Annotated in this window: 16 protein-coding genes and 1 rRNA gene; 13 read left to right on the top strand and 4 right to left on the bottom strand. The window is 70.5% G+C overall.

Going from position 1 to position 17,250, the window contains the following annotated elements; translation table 11 throughout:
• Positions 1-8: 8 nt before the first annotated feature.
• The 4 genes from ABZ848_RS05785 to ilvD all read left to right on the top strand — a co-directional run bounded on the left by ABZ848_RS05785 (position 9) and on the right by ilvD (position 4,480).
• Positions 9-941 carry a Ppx/GppA phosphatase family protein gene (locus tag ABZ848_RS05785; protein WP_360825883.1) on the top strand — a complete coding sequence of 311 codons (933 nt, stop codon included), beginning with the start codon at positions 9-11 and terminating at the stop codon, positions 939-941.
• A 149-nt stretch (positions 942-1,090) separates the two neighbouring features.
• Positions 1,091-1,915, top strand: coding sequence for a sugar phosphate isomerase/epimerase (locus tag ABZ848_RS05780; RefSeq protein WP_360825880.1), 825 nt, complete (start codon positions 1,091-1,093; stop codon positions 1,913-1,915).
• Positions 1,912-2,517 carry a TetR family transcriptional regulator gene (locus ABZ848_RS05775; protein ID WP_360825877.1) on the top strand — a complete coding sequence of 202 codons (606 nt, stop codon included), beginning with the start codon at positions 1,912-1,914 and terminating at the stop codon, positions 2,515-2,517. Before ABZ848_RS05780 ends, ABZ848_RS05775 begins: the two co-directional genes overlap by 4 nt.
• A gap of 109 nt (positions 2,518-2,626) precedes the next feature.
• Positions 2,627-4,480, top strand: coding sequence for a dihydroxy-acid dehydratase (ilvD, locus tag ABZ848_RS05770; protein ID WP_360825874.1), 1,854 nt, complete (start codon positions 2,627-2,629; stop codon positions 4,478-4,480).
• 78 nt (positions 4,481-4,558) lie between these two features.
• Here the strand turns inward: ilvD and ABZ848_RS05765 are convergent, their stop codons facing one another.
• Entirely contained in the window at positions 4,559-6,688 is a 2,130-nt protein-coding gene (locus ABZ848_RS05765) for a serine/threonine-protein kinase (protein WP_360825872.1), read from the bottom strand.
• A 182-nt stretch (positions 6,689-6,870) separates the two neighbouring features.
• On the opposite strand from ABZ848_RS05765, the gene ABZ848_RS05760 reads away from it, so the two are divergent.
• The 4 genes from ABZ848_RS05760 (at position 6,871) to ABZ848_RS05745 (ending at position 9,339) form a co-directional block, all read left to right on the top strand.
• Positions 6,871-7,197, top strand: a complete 327-nt coding sequence (locus ABZ848_RS05760) for an SH3 domain-containing protein (protein WP_360825869.1) — start codon at positions 6,871-6,873, stop codon at positions 7,195-7,197.
• A gap of 19 nt (positions 7,198-7,216) precedes the next feature.
• Positions 7,217-7,564: an SH3 domain-containing protein gene (locus ABZ848_RS05755; protein WP_360825866.1), complete on the top strand. Its 348-nt coding sequence runs from the start codon at positions 7,217-7,219 to the stop codon at positions 7,562-7,564.
• Positions 7,565-7,615: 51 nt separating this feature from the next.
• On the top strand, positions 7,616-8,119 hold the full coding sequence (locus ABZ848_RS05750) for an EamA/RhaT family transporter (protein ID WP_360825863.1): 504 nt from the start codon (positions 7,616-7,618) through the stop codon (positions 8,117-8,119).
• A gap of 446 nt (positions 8,120-8,565) precedes the next feature.
• The gene (locus ABZ848_RS05745) at positions 8,566-9,339 is read left to right on the top strand and encodes a methyltransferase domain-containing protein (protein ID WP_360825860.1); all 774 of its coding nucleotides are present in this window, start codon (positions 8,566-8,568) and stop codon (positions 9,337-9,339) included.
• On the opposite strand, the gene ABZ848_RS05740 is transcribed toward ABZ848_RS05745, so the two are convergent.
• A complete protein-coding gene (locus tag ABZ848_RS05740) occupies positions 9,306-10,739 on the bottom strand; it encodes a SulP family inorganic anion transporter (protein WP_360827130.1) in 1,434 nt (477 codons plus the stop codon). The genes ABZ848_RS05745 and ABZ848_RS05740 overlap by 34 nt on opposite strands.
• A gap of 281 nt (positions 10,740-11,020) precedes the next feature.
• Here ABZ848_RS05740 and ABZ848_RS05735 point away from each other — a divergent pair, with 281 nt between their 5' ends.
• The 3 genes from ABZ848_RS05735 to proC all read left to right on the top strand — a co-directional run bounded on the left by ABZ848_RS05735 (position 11,021) and on the right by proC (position 13,513).
• Positions 11,021-11,854, top strand: coding sequence for an ABC transporter ATP-binding protein (locus tag ABZ848_RS05735; protein WP_360825857.1), 834 nt, complete (start codon positions 11,021-11,023; stop codon positions 11,852-11,854).
• Positions 11,851-12,642, top strand: a complete 792-nt coding sequence (locus tag ABZ848_RS05730; protein WP_360825855.1) for an ABC transporter permease — start codon at positions 11,851-11,853, stop codon at positions 12,640-12,642. The genes ABZ848_RS05735 and ABZ848_RS05730 overlap by 4 nt, the downstream gene beginning before the upstream one ends.
• A 61-nt stretch (positions 12,643-12,703) precedes the next feature.
• Positions 12,704-13,513, top strand: coding sequence for a pyrroline-5-carboxylate reductase (gene proC, locus ABZ848_RS05725; RefSeq protein WP_360825852.1), 810 nt, complete (start codon positions 12,704-12,706; stop codon positions 13,511-13,513).
• A 24-nt stretch (positions 13,514-13,537) separates the two neighbouring features.
• Here proC and ABZ848_RS05720 read toward each other — a convergent pair whose 3' ends face one another.
• Positions 13,538-14,122: a cysteine hydrolase family protein gene (locus ABZ848_RS05720; protein WP_360825849.1), complete on the bottom strand. Its 585-nt coding sequence runs from the start codon at positions 14,120-14,122 to the stop codon at positions 13,538-13,540.
• Positions 14,123-14,197: 75 nt separating this feature from the next.
• Between ABZ848_RS05720 and ABZ848_RS05715 the strand changes: the two genes are divergently transcribed.
• Positions 14,198-15,208 (top strand): helix-turn-helix domain-containing protein, encoded by a 1,011-nt coding sequence (locus tag ABZ848_RS05715; protein ID WP_360825846.1) that lies wholly within the window; start codon positions 14,198-14,200, stop codon positions 15,206-15,208.
• On the opposite strand, the gene trpS is transcribed toward ABZ848_RS05715, so the two are convergent.
• On the bottom strand, positions 15,136-16,173 hold the full coding sequence (gene trpS, locus ABZ848_RS05710; RefSeq protein ID WP_360825843.1) for a tryptophan--tRNA ligase: 1,038 nt from the start codon (positions 16,171-16,173) through the stop codon (positions 15,136-15,138). The two genes, ABZ848_RS05715 and trpS, sit on opposite strands and share 73 nt — an antisense overlap.
• Positions 16,174-16,899: 726 nt before the next feature.
• On the opposite strand from trpS, the gene ABZ848_RS05705 reads away from it, so the two are divergent.
• A 16S ribosomal RNA gene (locus tag ABZ848_RS05705) occupies positions 16,900-17,250 on the top strand; the annotation flags it as partial.

Genomic DNA, 17,250 nt, shown 5'->3' with positions numbered 1-17,250 from the left:
TTCCGTACATGAGACTCGGTGTCCTCGACGTTGGATCGAACACGGTGCATCTGCTGGTGGTGGATGCGCACCCCGGCGCACGCCCGCTGCCCGCGCACTCGCACAAGGCGGAGTTGCGCCTTGCCCAACTCCTCGACGAGGACGGGGCCGTCGGCCCCGAAGGGGTCCAGAAACTGATCGACGTCGTCCAGGAGTGCCTGCAGGCCGCCGAGGACAAGGGCGTCGAGGACTTCCTCCCCTTCGCGACCTCCGCCGTGCGCGAGGCCAGCAACGCCGACGACGTCCTCGCGCGCGTGCAGGCCGAGACCGGCGTCGAGCTCCAGGTCCTCACCGGCGAGGAGGAGGCCCGGCTCACCTTCCTCGCGGCCCGCCGCTGGTTCGGCTGGTCCGCGGGCAAGCTGCTCGTCCTGGACATCGGCGGCGGCTCCCTGGAGATCGCGTACGGCATCGACGAGGAACCCGACGCAGCGGTGTCCCTGCCCCTCGGCGCCGGCCGCCTCACCGCCGGCTGGCTCCCCGGCGACCCCCCGGCCCCGGAGTCCATAAGGGCCCTCCGCCGCCATGTCCGCGCCCAGATCGCCCGCACGGTGGGCGAGTTCACCCGCTTCGGCGCCCCGGACCACGTGGTGGCGACCTCGAAGACCTTCAAGCAGCTCGCAAGGATCGCGGGCGCGGCCCGCTCGACGGAGGGCCTGTACGTCCAGCGAGAACTGAAGCGCGAGTCCCTGGAGGCATGGGTCCCGAAGCTGGCAGGCATGTCGACGGCGCAGCGGTCCGAGTTGCCGGGCGTGAGCGAGGGACGGGCCGGCCAGTTGCTGGCCGGCGCCCTGGTGGCAGAGGGCGCGATGGACTTGTTCGGCGTGGAGAGCCTGGAAGTCTGCCCATGGGCACTCAGGGAAGGCGTGATCCTGCGTCGCCTTGACCACATGGGTTCCGTGTAGCGCCCCTTCAGGGGCGCGGGGCTGTATCGATTTGCGGCTCCGCCGCGGGGCGCGAGCAACCACAAATCACCCGCACCCGCCTATGGCGAATCCCACAACGGCGAATAGGCACGCGCACCCCAACCCACGGCAACCCGTAACCTGTCGGCATGGCGGAGCCAGTCGTACGCATCCCGGATGCGAAGGTCGCGCTGTCCACGGCCTCCGTGTACCCGGAGTCCACGGCGACGGCCTTCGAGATCGCCGCGCGCCTCGGGTACGACGGTGTCGAGGTCATGGTGTGGACCGACCCGGTCAGCCAGGACATCGAGGCGCTGCGCAGACTGAGCGACTACCACCGCATCCCGATCCTCGCGGTCCACGCCCCCTGCCTCCTGATCACCCAGCGGGTCTGGTCGACGGACCCCTGGATCAAGCTCCAGCGCGCCCAGGCCGCGGCGGAGAAGCTGGGGGCGACCACGGTCGTCGTACACCCCCCGTTCCGCTGGCAGCGCCAGTACGCCCGTGACTTCGTCACCGGGATCTGGCGGATGGCGAACGAGACGGACGTGCGGTTCGCCGTCGAGAACATGTACCCGTGGCGCTACCGGGACCGCGAGATGCTCGCGTACGCCCCCGACTGGGACGTGACGAAGGAGGACTACCGTCACTTCACGATCGACCTCAGTCACTCCGCGACGGCCCGTTCCGACGCGATGCACATGGTCGACCGCATGGGCGACCGGCTCGGCCACGTGCACCTCGCGGACGGAAAGGGTTCGGCCAAGGACGAGCACCTCGTCCCGGGCCGCGGCAGCCAGCCCTGCGCCGAACTGCTGGAACGCCTCGCCCTGACCGGTTTCGACGGCCATGTCGTCATCGAGGTCAACACCCGGCGCGCGATGTCCAGCGCCGAACGCGAGGCCGATCTGGCGGAGGCGCTCGCCTTCACCCGGCTCCACCTCGCCTCCGCCGTGAAGGTGCCCCGGCCGTGACCGACACCGCCGCCCGGCGCCGCGGCCGCCGTACCCGGGTCGAGTCCGCGGACACCCGGGACCGGATCCTGACCGTGGCCCGCGAGGAGTTCTCCGAACGCGGGTACGAGAAGACGTCCGTGCGGGGCATCGCGAAGGCGGCCGGCGTGGACTCCGCGCTGGTGCACCACTACTTCGGCACCAAGGAACAGGTCTTCGAGGCGGCCATCGAGGTCGCCTTCGCGCCCGCGCTGAACGCGCCGGAGGCGGTCGCCGAGGGCCCGCTGGACGGCGTCGGCGAGCGACTGACCCGCTTCATCTTCGGCGTCTGGGAGAACCCCACCACCCGTACGCCCCTACTGGCGATCGTCCGCTCTGCCGTCAACAACGAGGCCGCGGCCGCCGTCTTCCGCCGCCTGGTCGCCTCCCAGCTGCTGCGCCGGATCGCCGCGCAGCTCGACCACCCGGACGCCGAGCTGCGCGCCGAGCTGGCGGCGGCGCAGCTGGTGGGGTGCGCGATGCTGCGGTACGTCATCAAGATCGAGCCGCTGGCCTCGGCGGACGTGGAGCAGGTGATCGCGCGGGTCGCGCCGGTGGTGCAGGGGCATCTGACCGGGCCCTGAGCCCTGTCCTCCGAGATGGACGTCCCGTATTCCGGACAGCGCGTCCCGACCCCTGGATGACGGGCGTAACCTCGGTAGCAGCCCTATCTGTCTGAAGGAGCGAGCGACGATGCCCGAGCTGAGGTCCCGCACAGTCACCCACGGCCGCAACATGGCGGGCGCCCGCGCCCTTATGCGCGCCTCCGGTGTACCCGGTGCGGACATCGGACGGAAGCCGATCATCGCGGTCGCCAACTCCTTCACGGAGTTCGTGCCGGGCCACACCCATCTGCAGCCGGTCGGCCGGATCGTCTCCGAGGCGATCGTCGAGGCGGGCGGCATCCCGCGCGAGTTCAACACGATCGCGGTCGACGACGGCATCGCGATGGGCCACGGCGGAATGCTGTACTCCCTCCCCTCCCGCGACCTGATCGCGGACTCGGTCGAGTACATGGTCGAGGCCCACTGCGCGGACGCCCTGATCTGCATCTCCAACTGCGACAAGATCACGCCGGGCATGCTGAACGCGGCCCTGCGCCTGAACATCCCGACGGTCTTCGTCTCCGGCGGCCCGATGGAGTCCGGCCGCGCGACGCTCGTCGACGGCACGGTCCGTACGCTCGACCTGGTCGACGCGATCTCCGACGCCGTGAACGACAAGATCTCGGACGAGGACATCCTCCGTATCGAGGAGAACGCCTGTCCGACCTGCGGCTCCTGCTCCGGCATGTTCACCGCCAACTCGATGAACTGCCTGACCGAGGCGATCGGCCTCTCCCTCCCCGGCAACGGCTCGGTCCTGGCCACGCACACGGCCCGCAGGGGCCTGTACGAGGCCGCCGCCCGCACCGTGATGGACATCACGCGGCGCTACTACGAGCAGGACGACGAGACGGTCCTGCCGCGCTCGATCGCGTCCTTCTCGGCGTTCGAGAACGCGATGGCCCTGGACATCGCGATGGGCGGCTCGACCAACACGATCCTGCACCTGCTGGCCGCGGCCCAGGAGGCGGGCGTCCCGTTCGGCCTGGAGGAGATCAACGAGGTCTCGCGCCGGGTGCCGTGCCTGGCGAAGGTCGCCCCGAACGTCGCCAAGAACCGCACGTACTACATGGAGGACGTGCACCGCGCCGGCGGCATCCCCGCCCTGCTCGGCGAACTGCACCGCGCGGGTCTGCTCAACGAGGACGTCCACTCGGTCCACAGCCCGTCCCTCGCGGACTGGCTGAAGACGTGGGACGTGCGCGGCGGCTCCCCGTCGCCCGAGGCGGTGGAACTGTGGCACGCGGCGCCCGGCTGCGTCCGCTCCGCCGAGGCGTTCTCGCAGTCCGAGCGCTGGGCGGCGCTGGACGAGGACGCGGCCGAGGGCTGCATCCGCTCCGTCGAACACGCGTACTCGAAGGACGGCGGCCTCGCGGTCCTCAAGGGCAACCTGGCCGTCGACGGCTGCGTCGTGAAGACGGCCGGCGTGGACGAGTCGATCTGGACCTTCGAGGGCCCGGCGGTCGTCTGCGAGTCGCAGGAGGAGGCCGTCGAGAAGATCCTCAACAAACAGGTCACGGACGGCGACGTGGTCGTGATCCGTTACGAGGGTCCCAAGGGCGGCCCGGGCATGCAGGAGATGCTCTACCCGACGTCCTTCCTCAAGGGCCGGGGCCTGGGCAAGACCTGCGCCCTGATCACCGACGGCCGCTTCTCGGGCGGCACGTCGGGCCTGTCCATCGGCCACGCGTCCCCGGAGGCGGCGTCCGGCGGCACGATCGCCCTCGTCGAGGACGGCGACCGCATCCGCATCGACATCCCGAACCGCACGATCGAGCTGCTGGTCGACGAGGCGGAACTGACCCGCCGCGAGGCCGCGTTGGGCGGCGTGTACGCCCCGAAGTCCCGGGAGCGGAAGGTGTCGGCGGCGCTGCGGGCGTACGCGGCGATGGCGACCAGCGCGGACAAGGGCGCGGTGCGGGACGTTTCCAAGCTGGGCTGACCGGGCCGGGCTGACGACGCCGCGAGCTTTCAGGGGCCGTCCCTTCGGGGGCGGCCCCTTCGCCGTACTCGCTCCCCGCTACCAGTCCGCCGGGTTGCGGGCGTCCACGGCGAAGACGGTGCCGTCGGGGGCGGTGGCGTAGACGTGGGTGTTGGCGACGACCGGTTGGGGGAGGGTGGAGGTCACGGTCTGGCCGGCGTCCGTGCCGAGGCGTGCCGGGGTCTGTCCGGCGAGGGTGCCCTTGCGGGCGTCCACGGCGAGCAGCCGCCCGTCGGCGGCGCTGAAGTACACGTAACGGTCGTCGACGACCGGCGCGGAGCCCCGGCTCACCGAGGTCTCGATGTTCCACAGCTGCTTGCCCGACGTCGTGTCCACGGCCTCCAGGGAGCCCCCGGCGGCCAGCAGATAGACGACGTCGCCGTGCACGGTGGCGTGGGCGCTCGGGCGGCGGACCGGCAGGGTCACCCGGTGCGTCGACCCGGACCGGGGGTCGTAGCGGACCACCGCCTGCGTGTCCCCGTAGACCAGGTCGTTCGCGAGGAAGAAGACCGAGCCCCCGGCGCTGCCGACCGACTGCAGGGAGCCGTCCAGCCGGACGTCCCAGCGCACGTCCCCCGTGACGGGATCCACCGCGACGACCCGCGTGCTCGCCCCGTCGGTGGAGACGTTCGTGACGTAGGCCAAGGGGTCACCCGCGAACGAGGAGAAGACCGGCGGCCCGTCGCCCGGCATGGACCGGGACCACTTCGTGTCGCCGGACGCGCTGTCGACGCCGGTGACCTTGCCGTCCGCGTGGGTCAGCAGGAGCATGCCGCCGACCTGCTGCAACGACTCGTAGGCGGGCACGTCCCGCGACCAACGTGCCTTGCCCGAGGCCGGGTCGAGCGCCTCCAGACGCCGGCCGTGGTCGGCCAGGGGCTGCACCAGACCGCCCGACACGACCGGGGCGGCGCTGTATTGCGTGGTGCCGGCCGAGTGCCGCCACAGCAGCTCGCCGTCGGAGGGATCGAGGGCGAACACCGTGCCGGGCCGGGCGCAGAGCAGCTTCCCCGCGGCGTACGAGCAGCGCGCCTGCCCCTTGTTGTCGGACACGGGCTTCGCCGACCACGCGCGGAACGCGGTGGGGGAGGTGTGCGGCGCCGTGCCCTTCGCGGCGGAAGGATCCCCTCCGCCGAGCAGCTGCACCGAGGCGAGCACACCGCCCACGACGAGGACGAGGGCCGCAGCGGCGACGAGCAGCGCCTTGGCGGGCGGGCGGCGCCGCTTGGGCCGTCGCCCCGTTTCCTCGGCTTCCTCGACTGCCTCGACGCGAGGTTCCGGGAACAGCGGCGGCGCATCGCCCGTCCGCTGTGCCGGTATGAACGCCTGGGTGTCGTACGAGGCCGCGCGCGAGCGCAGTTCCCGCATCAGCTCGTCGGGGGTGGGCCGCTCCTCGGGCTCCTTGGCGAGGCAGCGCAGCACCAGCGGAGCGAGGTCTTCCGGTACGCCGGTGAGGTCCGGCTCGTCATGAACGACCTGGTAGGCGACCACGTACGGGCTGTCGGAGTCGAACGGGCCCCGCCCGGTCGCCGCGTGCACCAGTACGGAGCCGAGGGCGAAGACGTCGGCGGCGGGCCCGACCTCCCGGGGCCGCCGGAACTGCTCGGGCGCCATGAAGGGCGGGGTGCCGATCAACTTCCCCGTCTCGGTGCGCAGTTCGCTGTCCTTTGGCCGAGAAATGCCGAAGTCGATGACCTTCGGACCGTCCTCGGCGAGCAGCACATTGCTGGGCTTCAGATCGCGGTGCACGACGCCGACGCGGTGGATGTCGCGCATGGCCTCGGCCAGTCCCGCCATCAGCCGGCGCAACTGCTCCGGGGGCATCGGTCCGTTCCGCTTCACATGGTCGGAGAGGGTCGGGCCGGGGATGAACAGGGTGGCCATCCAAGGCCGTTCGGCCTCGGGATCGGCGTCGACGACGGATGCGGTGAAGGCGCCGCTGACCCGCCGAGCGGCCGCGACCTCCTGCCGGAAACGCCCTCTGAACTCGGGGTCCTTGGCGAATTCGGCATGTACGACCTTCACCGCGAGCTTCATGCCGGAGGTGCTCCGGGCCAGGTGCACGACGCCCATGCCACCGGAGCCCAGGCATGACTCAAGGCGGTAGTGACCGGCGTATTCAGGAAGTTCCGCTTCCGCGCCAGCTCCGCTGTTGTGCTGTGGCGCCATGGAACCACCCCCGTGCTGTTCGTCCGCGCGCGCGACGCACGGAGCCTAGTCGATTACTCGTACGAGACCGAGGCGGCTTGCTAGCGTTCGCGTGCGAGTTGCGTACATGTGTTTCATGGCGTGTTTTAGGGGAATCAACGGGACCCCATGGCATTCATGGGGTCCAACGGGGGAGGTTTTTCATGTCTGTTGACCACGTCGACGAGGCCGGAAGCAGCGAGGGCGAGAGCGTCGCGGCGGCTGCCGTCACCGCGGAGGCCCTGCACTACTACCCGGTCGCACCGGGCGTCCGTCTCAACGTCCGCCGCGGCCCCGGCACCCAGTACGGCGTCGTCCGCGTCCTGCCGGAAGGCGCGAAGGTCCCGATCTTCTGCCAGACGCCGGGCACGACGATCTCGGGCCCGTACGGCACCTCGAACATCTGGGACAACATCGACGACGGCGAGTTCGTCTCGGACGCGTACGTCCTCACGGGAAGCGACGGCTACGTGGCCTCCCGCTGCAGCTGACCTCGACCGAAGGGCACTGATGAATCCTCGGAGACGCAGATCCTTCCTGCTCGGCGGTGCCGCCGGAGCCCTGCTCATGGTGCTGGGCTCGGCGGCGACGGCGAGCGCGGCGACCGTGCAGGTCTATCCGATCGCACCCGGAGTGCAGCTCAACGTCCGCAGCGGGCCCGGCACGAACTACACGATCGTCCGGGTCCTGCCGACGGGTTCGAAGGTCCCGATCTTCTGCCAGGCGCCTGGTACGACGGTCTCCGGCTACTACGGAACGTCGAACATCTGGGACAACATCGACGACGGCGAATACGTCTCCGACGCCTACGTCAACACGGGCAGCGATGGCTACGTGGCCTCCCGCTGCGCCGTCTGACCCGCCCGACCCGGAGGGAGCCCGCCCCCGCCCCGGAGCCATAATCGTCCCGTGAGCGACGAAAACGGCACCCCGGCGGCCCCGGTGGGCTCCACCGGCCCCCGCCCGGAACCGATCCGGTTCTTCGGTACCACGTGGGTGGACCACGACAACGGCTACACCGCCCGCCGCATCGGCGCCGCCGCCGGCTCCCTCGCCGCAGCCGCGGCCTCCTGCCTCGTCCTCCGTTTCGCCTACGAGGGCCTCCAGATCGCCGACACCGGCGCCTTCGTGAACATCCTCGTCGTCGCCATGTTCACGATCTGCAGCGCGCTCGCCTTCCGCAACACGTGGGACTCCTTCACCAAGCGCCCCGACCCCGCCCGCCAGGCCTCCCTCCGCGGCCTCCTCGCAATCGGCTTCGTCGGCTCCCTCCTCGCCTACTTCTTCCGCACCCTCACGGAGGCGCCCGGCGAGAAACTCCACCGCGAGGAATACGAGGCGGCCACGAAACAACACGAGAAGCGCACCACCCGCCGCACGGGCAACCCGTCGAGGAAACGCCGCCGCGCTTAGCGTCACCTACGGGACTTTGCGGCCTGAGCGGGGCGATGCCGCGGGGGCGGGAGCCTGCTGGGGCTGAGGCCGTGAACCTGCTGCCGGGAGCCGGGAGCCGGGAGCGTGCCGCGAGGCGTGAGGCATGCCGTGAGGTGTGAAGCGAGGCGCGGACTGTGGGCTATGGACAGTGAGGTGTGAGTGCCGTAGGCCCGGGTTGCCGGTTGCCGGTTGCCGGTTGCCGGGCTCCCGGGCTCCCGGGCTGCGGGCCGTGAGGCGGAGCCATGACCGCGCTATGAATCGGTGCACCCCACTCGCCTGCCCTGCTCACCCCACCCGCCGCCGCACACCCCACGCCTCGTCCCCGCCGGACAGCCCCCGTAGGCCCCCCACCACCCCTCACCCCTCCCGCCCCCTCTCACCAAAAACTCACTGCCCCCTGCACCCAACTGCGCCACCATGGCCCTATGACGGCCCCCTCCGACACCACCCGCGCCCACTCCTTCAACGCCGCCGCGGCCCAGTACGCCGCCAACCGCCCCTCCTACCCGCCCGCCCTCTTCGACGCGATCGACGAGCTCGCCGGGCGTCCCCTCGCCGGTGCCCGGGTCGCGGATGTCGGGGCCGGTACCGGGATCGCCACCGCGCTGCTGCACGGCCGAGGCGCGGAGGTGGTCGCCGTGGAGCCCGGTGACGGCATGGCGGCCCAGTTCCGTCGCGCCCTCCCCGACGTCCCGATCATCCGAGGCGACGGCAACGCCCTCCCCCTCGCCGACGCCTCCGTCGACTTCGTCACCTACGCCCAGGCGTGGCACTGGACCGAACCGGCCCGAGCCGTGCCGGAGGCGCGGCGGGTGCTTCGCCCGGGCGGGGCGCTGGCCCTGTGGTGGAACCGCGACCCGGCCGACATCCCGTGGATCACCGAGCAGTCGGACCGCATCCGCGTCCACTTCCGCGGCGAGTACAGCAACAAGCAGGGCGCCCGGGAGATCCGCACCACGCAGGCCTTCCCCGGCGTCGCGGACATCCCCGAGCACGCCAGCCGCATCGTCCGCTGGAGCCGCCGCGTCCCCATCGATACGCACCTCGCCAACCTCGGCAGCCACTCGATCTTCCTGGTCCAGGACGAGGAGGCGACGAGCGCCTTCCTCGCCGAGGAGCGCGAACGCCTGCTGCAGACCTTCCCCGACGGCACGGTCGAGGAGGTCTACGACGTCCTACTGATCGTCGCCACCCCATGACCCCCGTGCCCGGCCGCCCACCCCTCCAGGGCCGCCGCGCACGCATGGTCCACATGTCGCAGCCCTTCCAGTTCCAGCCGTACCGCCCGGTCCCGCGGCAGTGCCTCCAGCGCGTCCAGCAGCTTGGGCAGCCGTAGGAACGTCGCATGGCCGAGGACGCGGACCACGATCCCGGCCTCTCCCCGGTCCTCCGTCTCGACGTGCACATGGCTGGCCTCCCACGCCGTCTTGGCCACCGCCAGCCCCAGCCCCACCAGCACCCCCTCCAGCAGATTCCCGACGACGATCGCGCCCGCGGTCACCACCAGCACGGCCACCTCCCCGCGATGCCCACGCCACAGCACCCGCACCTCCCGTACCGGCACGAGCTTGCAGCCGGCGTGCACCAGCAGCCCGGCCAGCGCCGCCACCGGGATCAGCCCGAGCACCCCGGGCACGACGGCCGTGAACAGCAGCAGCCACACCCCGTGCAGCACCCGGGACGCCTTCGTACGCGCCCCCGCCTGCACGTTCGCCGCACTCCGCACGATCACCGCCGTCATCGGCAGCGCACCCAGCACCCCGCACACCGCGTTCCCCGCGCCCTGCGCCAACAGCTCCCGGTCGTAGTCCGTCCGCCGTCCCCGGTGCAGCCGGTCCACCGCCGCCGCGCTGAACAACGACTCCGCCGACGCGATCAACGCGAAGGCCACGACGGTCCCGATCACCCCCACTTCCGTCAGCCGCCCGAAGTCCGCCGTCTCCGGGAGTCGTACCGCATCGGCCAGACCATGCACCTCGACCCGTCGCACCCCCAGGTCGAACAGCCCGGTCACCGCCGACACCACCGCCACCGCCACCAGCGGCGCAGGCACCACCCGCGCCCCCCTGCGCCAACGCGGCCACAGCAGCAGTACGGCAATAGTGGCACCCCCCACTGACAACGCCACGGGATCGGCCCTCCCCGGCAACGACACCAGCCCGGCGAGCTTCCCGAGCCCGCTCGTCGGCGCGCTCGCGTCGCCCAGCGCGTACACCTGACCGGCGACCAGCACCAGCCCGATCCCGGCGAGCATCCCCTGCACGACGGCCGCCGACACGGCCCTGAACCACCGCCCGAGCCGCAGCGCCCCGAGCCCGAGCTGCACCAGACCGGCCCCGAACACCAGCACCCCGAGCGCCTCGACGCCGTACGAGTCCACGGCCTCGTAGACGAGCACGGTCAGGCCGGCGGCCGGTCCGCTGACCTGGAGGCTGCTGCCGGGCAGCGCCCCGGCGACCAGCCCGCCCACGATCCCGGTGACCAGGCCCAGCTCGGCCGGCACCCCGGAGGCGATGGCGACGCCGACACACAGCGGCAGCGCGACGAGAAACACGACGAGAGAAGCGAGCAGATCGGCCTTGCGTACGTCACTGCGCATGCGCATGACGGGTGCACCTCCTGTGAGCAGCTGAGCTGTGGGAGATGCGTGGGCGCCGCACCGGGGGAGGGCACGGCGGACGAACGTGCGCGGCATATGACCTCGCACTGAAATCCATTGTCGGGAAAGGGAGTTGATCGCGCACCGGGTTCGTGTTTCGCCGCGATGACGGCGGATGCGTACCAACCGGACCGCCCTCCTCCGTTCACGCCGACACGCGCCTGCGCCGCCGAACGCACCCCCGCTTGACACGGCCCGCCGAGAAGAGGAATGTTCCGCACATGATGAATATAAATCGGGGTGCCACAGGGGCGCCCGACCCCGAGTCGGCATCCGGCCCGGAGCAGGTGTCCGGCACTCCCGCCGTCCGTGCCGAAGCCCTCACCGTCGTCCGCGGCCCCCGCACCGTCCTGCGCGCCCTCGACTTCACCGTCCCGCGCGGCCAGATCACCGGCCTGCTCGGCCCCTCCGGCTGCGGCAAGTCGACCCTCATGCGCTCGATCGTCGGCACCCAGGCCAAGGTCACCGGCACCCTCGAAGTCCTCGGCCGCCCCGCCGGCCACCCCACCCTGCGCACCCGCATCGGCTACGTCACCCAGGCCCCCTCCGTCTACGACGACCTGACCATCCGTCAGAACCTCGACTACTTCACCGCGATCCTCGCCCCCGGCCGCCCCACCGCCGAGCGCCGCCAGGACGTCGACCGCGTCCTCACCGACGTCGACCTCACCTCCCACGCCGACTCGCTCGCCGGCAACCTCTCCGGCGGCCAGCGCAGCCGCGTCTCCCTCGCCGTCGCCCTCCTCGGCAGCCCCGAACTCCTCGTCCTCGACGAACCCACCGTCGGCCTCGACCCCGTCCTGCGCCGAGACCTGTGGAACCTCTTCCACGACATCGCCGCCACCCGCGGCGCCACCCTCCTCATCTCCTCCCACGTCATGGACGAGGCCGAACGCTGCCACCGCCTCCTGCTCATGCGCGAGGGCGAGATCCTCGCCGACGACACCCCCGACGCACTGCGCACGAACACCGGCTCCGACACGGTCGAGGCCGCCTTCCTGCACCTGGTCGACCAGGCCACCGCGGCCGCCCGCGAGAAGGAGACGACCCGATGAGTACGACGACCCCGTCCGGCACGGCGATCCCGCCCGCGCCCACCAGCCCGCTGAACCTCTCCCGCACCACCGCCACCGCCGCCCGCGTCCTGCGCCAGCTCCGCCACGACCCGCGCACCATCGCGCTGCTGATCCTGGTCCCGTGCCTGCTGCTGGTCCTGCTGCGCTATGTCTTCGACGGCAGCCCGCAGACCTTCGACAACATCGGCGCCTCGCTCCTCGGGATCTTCCCCCTGATCACGATGTTCCTGGTGACCTCCATCGCCACCCTGCGCGAACGCACCTCCGGCACCCTCGAACGCCTCCTCGCCATGCCGCTCGGCAAGGGCGACCTGATCGCCGGCTACGCCCTCGCCTTCGGCGCCCTCGCGATCATCCAGTCCGCCCTCGCCACCGGCCTCGCGCTCTGGACCCTCGGCCTCGACGTCACCGGCAGCCCCTGGCTCCTCCTCCTGGTCGCCCTCCTCGACGCCCTCCTCGGCACCGCCCTCGGCCTCTTCGTCTCCGCGTTCGCGGCCTCCGAGTTCCAGGCCGTCCAGTTCATGCCGGCCGTGATCTTCCCCCAGATCCTCCTGTGCGGCCTGTTCACCCCGCGCGACAACATGCACCCCGTCCTGGAGGCCATCTCCGACGTCCTGCCCATGTCCTACGCCGTCGACGGCATGAACGAGGTCCTCAAGCACACCGACATGACGGCCACCTTCGTCCGCGACGTCCTCATCGTCGCGGGCTGCGCCCTGCTGGTGCTCTGCCTGGGCGCGGCCACCCTCCGGAGGCGCACCGCATGACCGCGTTCCGCCAGCCGGACGGCCACCCCCGGCCGTGCACCGCCAGTGCGAGGATGGGCCCATGACCCAGAAAGTCGCAGTCCTCGGCACGGGCAAGATCGGCGAAGCCCTGCTCAGCGGAATGATCCGCGGCGGCTGGGCGCCCGCAGACCTCCTCGTCACCGCCCGCCGCCCAGATCGAGCCGAAGAACTCCGCACCCGTTACGGAGTCACCCCGGTCACCAACCCGGAAGCCGCCAAGACCGCCGACACCCTGATCCTCACGGTCAAACCGCAGGACATGGGCACCCTCCTGACCGAGCTCGCCCCGCACGTCCCCGCCGACCGCCTGGTCATCAGCGGCGCCGCAGGCATCCCCACCTCCTTCTTCGAGGAGCGCCTGGCCGAAGGCACCCCGGTCGTCCGCGTCATGACGAACACGCCCGCCCTCGTCGACGAGGCCATGTCCGTCATCTCCGCCGGCACCCACGCCACCGCCGACCACCTCGCCCACGCCGAGGAGATCTTCGGCGCCGTCGGCAAGACGCTCCGCGTCCCCGAGTCCCAGCAGGACGCCTGCACGGCACTGTCCGGCTCGGGCCCGGCGTACTTCTTCTATCTCGTCGAAGCCATGACCGACGCCGGCATCCTGCTCGGCCTGCCCCGCGACAAGGCCCACGACCTGATCGTCCAGTCCGCGATCGGCGCCGCGACCATGCTCCGCGACAGTGGCGAACATCCGGTCAAGCTCCGCGAGAACGTCACGTCCCCCGCCGGCACGACCATCAACGCCATCCGCGAACTCGAGAACCACGGCGTACGAGCCGCCCTCATCGCCGCCCTCGAAGCCGCCCGCGACCGCAGCCGCGCCCTGGCCTCCGGCAACAGCTGACCCGCCGCACCGCCCCGGGGGCGGTCACTGCGCCGCTTCCACCACCTCCTTCGTGGTCACCACCCACGCGAACCCGCCCCCGTGCAGCGACACCGCCGAGGCCTGCGCGACCTCGTCAGCACTCCGCCGCCAGCCGAACGGCCCCGCCAGATCGAAGGTGTACGTCGCGTCGTACGCCACCACCACGTCGTACCCGAGATTCCCGCCCATCCGGGCCGTCGTCTCCACACACATGTTGGTCTGGATCCCGGCCAGGACGAACTGCGAGATCTCCTCCGCCTCCAGCCATGCGTCCAGATCCGGGGAACCGTAGAAGGCGGAGTTCACGGCCTTCGTGACAAACAGCTCGGGCCCGCTTCCCTTTCCGATCCGCTCCCGCACATACGCCTTCAGATCATTTCCCTCGTACCCCGGACGCAGCGGTGACTCCGGCTTGACCGAGTCGTGCCGCACGAACACGACCGGCCGCCCCGTCGACTGCCATACGTCGATGAGCTCCGCGATGTTGTCATCGGCCTCCGGGTTGTTCCGCGGCCCCCAGAAGTCGCCCTCGTCGAAGCCCTTCTGCACGTCCACGACCACCAGCGCTGCGTTCTCTGCGATCTCCATGCCCCCAATCCTGTAGGCGCGGCCACCAGCGCCCCAGAGGCACAGAAGCCATCGATCGATGGTTTACTGCCAACCGTGGCCACCCCCTACCGCATCGCCCTCCTCGCCTTCCCCGGCATCCGCGCCTTCGACGTCTCCGTCATCACCGAGGTCTGGGGCACCGACCGCACCGACCGCGGCGCCCCCGCCTTCGACCTCCGCCGCGTCGCCACCGACACCACCACCCCCGTCCCCATGCGCGGCGGCATGGCCCTCCTGCCCGACCGCACCCTCACCTGGCTGCCCCGCGCCGACCTGATCGTCGTCCCCGGCCTCGACGACCACCTCACCCCGGCACCCAACCCCGTCCTCGACGCCCTGCGCCGTGCCCACGCCCGCGGCACCACCATCGCCGCCCTCTGCGGCGGAGCTTTCACCCTCGCCCAGGCCGGCCTTCTCGACGGCCGCCGCGCCATCACCCACTGGAACCTGATCAACCTCCTCCGCACACACCACCCCCAGGTCACCGTCGTCCCCGACGCCCTCTTCATCGAGGACCACAACATCTGGACCGCCGCCGGTACTGCGGCCGGCATCGACCTCTGCCTCCACCTCGTCCGCCGCTCCCACGGCGCCGAAGCCGCCGCCACCATCGCCCGCTCGATGGTCACCGCGCCCTTCCGCACCGGCACCCAGGCACAGTTCATCGAGCACCCCACACCACGAGCCGACCGCGACGCCGACACCCTCGCCGCCGTACGCGAACACGCCCTGCGCCACCTGCACGAGCCGCTCACCGTCGCCGTCCTGGCCGCCCACGCCGGCATGTCCGCACGCAGCTTCGCCCGCCACTTCACGGCAGAGACCGGCACGACCCCGCTCCGCTGGCTCCTCGACCAGCGCATCGCCGCCGCCCAGAAACTCCTCGAACGCACCGACCTGCCCATGCCCGAGGTCGCCCGACGCGCCGGCTTCGGCAGCGAGGTCACGATGCGCCAGCACTTCGCGTCGCGCCTCGCCACCAGCCCGCGCGCCTACCGCGCAGCGTTCAGCACCACACCCGCGCCCGTATCAGAAACGGCCGGCAACAGCCCGATCGCGCGATAGGCGGCATCCACGGTCGGCCGGGCCATCGCCCGAGCCCTCTCCGCACCATCCCGCAGCACCCCCTCCACATAGCCCGGATCCGCGCACAGCGCCCTGTGCCTCTCCTGTACGGGCCTGAGGAGCTCGACCACGGCCTCTGCGGTGTCCTTCTTCAAGGAGCCGTACGACTCATATACACCGCTCAAGGCCTCCGGGTTCCCACCCGTGCACGCGGCGAGGATCTCCAGCAGATTCGCCAGCCCGGGCCGCTCCTCCCGGTCGTAGACGACCTCCCGCCCACTGTCGGTCACGGCCCGCATCACCTTCTTCCGCACGACATCCGGTTCGTCGAGCAGATAGACGATCCCGGGCCCGGCGTCGTCCGACTTCCCCATCTTCGAGCCCGGATCCTGCAGATTCATGACTCGCGCGGCCACAGACGGCAATGTCGCCCGCGGCACCACGAACGTATGCCCGTACCGCTGGTTGAACCGCACCGCCAGATCCCGCGTCAGCTCCACGTGCTGCGCCTGGTCGTCCCCGACCGGCACCTCGTCCGCCCCGTACGCCAGGATGTCCGCCGCCATCAACACGGGATACGTCAGCAGCGACAGCCGCACGCTGCCCCCACGCTCCCGCTCCCGCGTGGCCTTCTCCTTGTACTGGACCATCCGCCGCATCTCGCCGTCGGTCGCCACGCACTCCAGCACGTACGACAGCCGGGCGTGCTCGTCCACATGACTCTGTACGAACACGGTGCACAGCTCCGGATCCAGCCCCACCGCCAGCAACAAGGTTGCCGCCTGCCGACTGAGCCTGCGCACCCGCGCCGGATCGTGGTCCACGGTCAGCGCGTGCAGATCCACCACACAGAACAACGACTCGGCCCGGTACTGATCCACCGCGGCCCACTGCCGCATGGCCCCCAGGTAGTTCCCCAGCGTCAGGTGCCCGGTCGGCTTGACCCCGCTGAAAACCCGCGTCATCTCGTCTCCACCTCCTGGTCGAGGCCGCCGTCCCGGGCGGCCGCCCCTCAGGACCGCTGGAGGGAGAAACGAGAACGGCCGCCGAGGCGGCGGCCGTTGAGTGCATACGTGCGTACGGCCGCCGTCAGGCGGCCCACCACAGCTGGGTGCACGTACGCGTAGTCATGGGGCCCAGGGTACGCCTCCGGGGTACCGCTCCGCCGCGAGTTGACACACCTCAGGGCGGTACGTAAGGTTCTTCGAGTTGTCCGACGTGAGAGCCGACTCCGGTCGGTCCCCGGGCAGCCATTCCGTAGGTACCAACAACTACTCGACTGCCGTCGATCAGGCTGCCGTCGCGTAATTGGCATGCGTATTTGCGAAATGAGGAATCCGCGTTCGAAAGGACGCGGCCCCCGATTAGCGCGGGGGCCGGGAATCCGCTAAAGTCTCACTCGTCGGAACGGCCCAACGGCCGGGAAGGCAACCCCCTACTGACTGGGAATCAGACGCCGAAAGGATCTGATAGAGTCGGAAACGCAAGACCGAAGGGAAGCCCGGAGGAAAGCCCGAGAGGGTGAGTACAAAGGAAGCGACCGTTCCTTGAGAACTCAACAGCGTGCCAAAAATCAACGCCAGATATGTTGATACCCCGTCTCTCTGAGACGAGGTTCCTTTGAAATACACAGCGAGGACGCTGTGAACGGTCGGATCATTCCTCCGACTGTTCCGCTCCCGTGAAAAGCATTCACGGAGAGTTTGATCCTGGCTCAGGACGAACGCTGGCGGCGTGCTTAACACATGCAAGTCGAACGATGAACCACTTCGGTGGGGATTAGTGGCGAACGGGTGAGTAACACGTGGGCAATCTGCCCTTCACTCTGGGACAAGCCCTGGAAACGGGGTCTAATACCGGATAGCACTTCCACTCGCATGGGTGGGGGTTGAAAGCTCCGGCGGTGAAGGATGAGCCCGCGGCCTATCAGCTTGTTGGTGAGGTAATGGCTCACCAAGGCGACGACGGGTAGCCGGCCTGAGAGGGCGACCGGCCACACTGGGACTGAGACACGGCCCAGACTCCTACGGGAGGCAGCAGTG

It is taken from the genome of Streptomyces sp. NPDC047081, assembly GCF_040643775.1.
GTDB lineage: Bacteria > Actinomycetota > Actinomycetes > Streptomycetales > Streptomycetaceae > Streptomyces.
Note: the sequence above shows the minus strand (reverse complement) of the source record. Positions and strands in the feature narration are given on the sequence as shown.

What these genes read in the sequence shown, in the direction of transcription:
- ABZ848_RS05785 (WP_360825883.1), top strand. Translation starts at nt 9, where the DNA reads ATGAGACTCGGTGTCCTCGACGTTGGATCGAACACGGTGCATCTGCTG.
- ABZ848_RS05780 (WP_360825880.1), top strand. Translation starts at nt 1,091, where the DNA reads ATGGCGGAGCCAGTCGTACGCATCCCGGATGCGAAGGTCGCGCTGTCC.
- ilvD (WP_360825874.1), top strand. Translation starts at nt 2,627, where the DNA reads ATGCCCGAGCTGAGGTCCCGCACAGTCACCCACGGCCGCAACATGGCG.
- ABZ848_RS05765 (WP_360825872.1), bottom strand. Translation starts at nt 6,688, where the DNA reads ATGGCGCCACAGCACAACAGCGGAGCTGGCGCGGAAGCGGAACTTCCT.
- ABZ848_RS05760 (WP_360825869.1), top strand. Translation starts at nt 6,871, where the DNA reads ATGTCTGTTGACCACGTCGACGAGGCCGGAAGCAGCGAGGGCGAGAGC.
- ABZ848_RS05755 (WP_360825866.1), top strand. Translation starts at nt 7,217, where the DNA reads ATGAATCCTCGGAGACGCAGATCCTTCCTGCTCGGCGGTGCCGCCGGA.
- ABZ848_RS05745 (WP_360825860.1), top strand. Translation starts at nt 8,566, where the DNA reads ATGACGGCCCCCTCCGACACCACCCGCGCCCACTCCTTCAACGCCGCC.
- ABZ848_RS05740 (WP_360827130.1), bottom strand. Translation starts at nt 10,739, where the DNA reads ATGCGCAGTGACGTACGCAAGGCCGATCTGCTCGCTTCTCTCGTCGTG.
- ABZ848_RS05735 (WP_360825857.1), top strand. Translation starts at nt 11,021, where the DNA reads ATGATGAATATAAATCGGGGTGCCACAGGGGCGCCCGACCCCGAGTCG.
- ABZ848_RS05730 (WP_360825855.1), top strand. Translation starts at nt 11,851, where the DNA reads ATGAGTACGACGACCCCGTCCGGCACGGCGATCCCGCCCGCGCCCACC.
- proC (WP_360825852.1), top strand. Translation starts at nt 12,704, where the DNA reads ATGACCCAGAAAGTCGCAGTCCTCGGCACGGGCAAGATCGGCGAAGCC.
- ABZ848_RS05720 (WP_360825849.1), bottom strand. Translation starts at nt 14,122, where the DNA reads ATGGAGATCGCAGAGAACGCAGCGCTGGTGGTCGTGGACGTGCAGAAG.
- trpS (WP_360825843.1), bottom strand. Translation starts at nt 16,173, where the DNA reads ATGACGCGGGTTTTCAGCGGGGTCAAGCCGACCGGGCACCTGACGCTG.